This window comes from Cylindrospermopsis sp. CR12, from assembly GCF_001432185.1.
GTDB lineage: Bacteria > Cyanobacteriota > Cyanobacteriia > Cyanobacteriales > Nostocaceae > Raphidiopsis > Raphidiopsis raciborskii.
Genome location: NZ_LMVE01000039.1, coordinates 5,486 through 7,644 on the forward strand (window position 1 = coordinate 5,486; position 2,159 = coordinate 7,644).

Annotated in this window: 1 protein-coding gene; it reads left to right on the top strand. The window is 39.6% G+C overall.

Translation table 11 applies throughout. The features are described from left to right. On the top strand, nucleotides 1-2,159 hold a 2,159-nt coding region (locus ASL19_RS04260; protein WP_057177419.1), incomplete at both ends, for a DUF499 domain-containing protein.

Below are 2,159 nucleotides of genomic sequence, written 5' to 3' on the forward strand. Positions count from 1 at the left end.
GGGAGGTGAGGGAAGCTCTTTCTATTTCTGCTAGACAGGAAAGAATTATCAAACCTAGTACGGATGTGGAGATATATAATATAGTTAAGCAAAGAATGTTTAGTAGTATATGTTCTAATGCGGCAAGGGATGCTGGGAGGGAATATATGCAAGTTTATAAGAACAGTCGATTAGATCTACCTAGTGGATGTAAGGATAGTAGTTATGCTGAAAGTATTGAACAGAGCTATCCATTTCATCCTGAACTATTTAATCTACTGACTAAGAAGATAGCATCCATTCCTAATTTCCAGCGCACGAGGGGAGCATTACGGTTATTGGCTATAGTTATTCGCTATCTTTGGCAAGAATTGGAAGATTTAGCTGAGAATTCAGCTATAATGGGTGAAAATTCACCTTTTTGGATTCCTATGATCCATCCCCATCATATTCCCCTGGGTATGGAGGAAGAAATCACCAGTGATTTAACTTCTCGTTTGGATAGACCACTGATGCGAATACCTATCCAAGCAGATATTTACAATCCAGATGGTCGGGAAGCACATAGTCAAATACAGGATAAGGAATGGAGTGCAGCAGACAAACCACCTTTTACTAGCTGGGTTACCAGAACTATTTTTCTTAATTCTATCAACCAAGGGACTGCAGCAGGTATTCGGGTTTCGGAACTGAATTTATGTTTGCTCACACCTGGTATGGATATTGGTTTTGTACAAACGGTTTTAGAGAGATTAGGAGAGGTTGCTTGGTATTTAGATTATGACCAATTTACATCTACTGCTAGGTTTAAAGAAGAACCATCACTCAATAAGGTGATTGCTCAAGAAAAGGAGCAAGTAACTACTACAGAAACGAAGGAACGTTTAAGAAGGGAACGGGATACAATTTTTGCAGATCATTGTTTTAAACTGGTTTCTGGTCCGGTGAATCCCAGTGATGTGGATGATGTGGCGGATTATATAGCTTTATGTGTAATAGATTTTGATGAAGCAACTATTTCTGATACTACCCAAGTTGCGCCCACTTTAGTGGAAAGAGTTTTTGAAAACACGGGAGAATCGGGAAAATTCCGGATTTATAAAAATCGATTATTGTTCCTGGTGGCTAATAAGCAGGAGTTAGAACGTAGTTTGGATAACATGAGGGAATATATTGCTATAGAAAATATAATGAGGTCTGCTGATAAGTTACAGGATTTATCCGAGGGTCAACGGAAAAAGCTCAAGGAAAGGGAAGGCAATTTTAAGTTAAATGTAAGGGTGTCAATTGGCAATACCTACCGTCACCTATTTTACCCTGAGAGCGATCGGGTGAAAGCACCAAAGGGATTAATGCACTATACTTTGCCTGCGCAGGATTCAGGTGATGCTAAAAAGAAGCAGCAGGAAGTGTTGCTGAAGAAATTAAGAGATTGTGGAAAGATTAGAATGGAGGATGCAGCTGCTTATGCACCTAGTTATATAGTACAAAAAGTGTGGCCAGCGGGGATTGATCATTGGAAAACTAAGGAAATGAAAGAAGCGTTTTTCAAGGATGTGAGTTTGAAGATGTTTTTAGACGGAGAAATAAGTAAGTTGAGGGAAACCATTCGCAATGGGATTTTGGATGGTTCCTGGGATATGAAAATTGGAGAGAAGGTGTTTATTAAAGCTGAAAACTTGAAAGTTCCTGATTCTATAGAGTTTTCGGAGGGAGTGGAGTTGTATCGTCCGGGGATTTTGGAACTGCCAAAACCAAGAGAGATTGAAATAAGTGCGCAGGTGATGTTTAGTAAGGATATGAAAAAACCTGTTCGAGTGGGGTGGAGAGCATCGGGAGGGTTGAAGGTACAAATGTATGAAAATGGAAAGATTATTGATAAGGAGTTTCGACCCCGGGATGAATATAGCACTGAGATTGGGGAAACCACAATTTTTAAAATAGTTGTGGATTATGGGAATGGGGAAATTTTGGAGAAGGAAACCACAGCGTTTATAGGAGGAGGTGGTAATGAAGGTGAGAGGTATGGTGATAGCACGAGAAAGACTACAGTTGGAGGATTTAGTGCAGCAGAATCAGGAAGTATTTTTGCGGTCAAACCATTAATATTTAGCTATGCAGGAACGGTAAATAGTAGCTTTGTGAAACTGAGTGATTTTATTAAGGACAATAAACCAGCG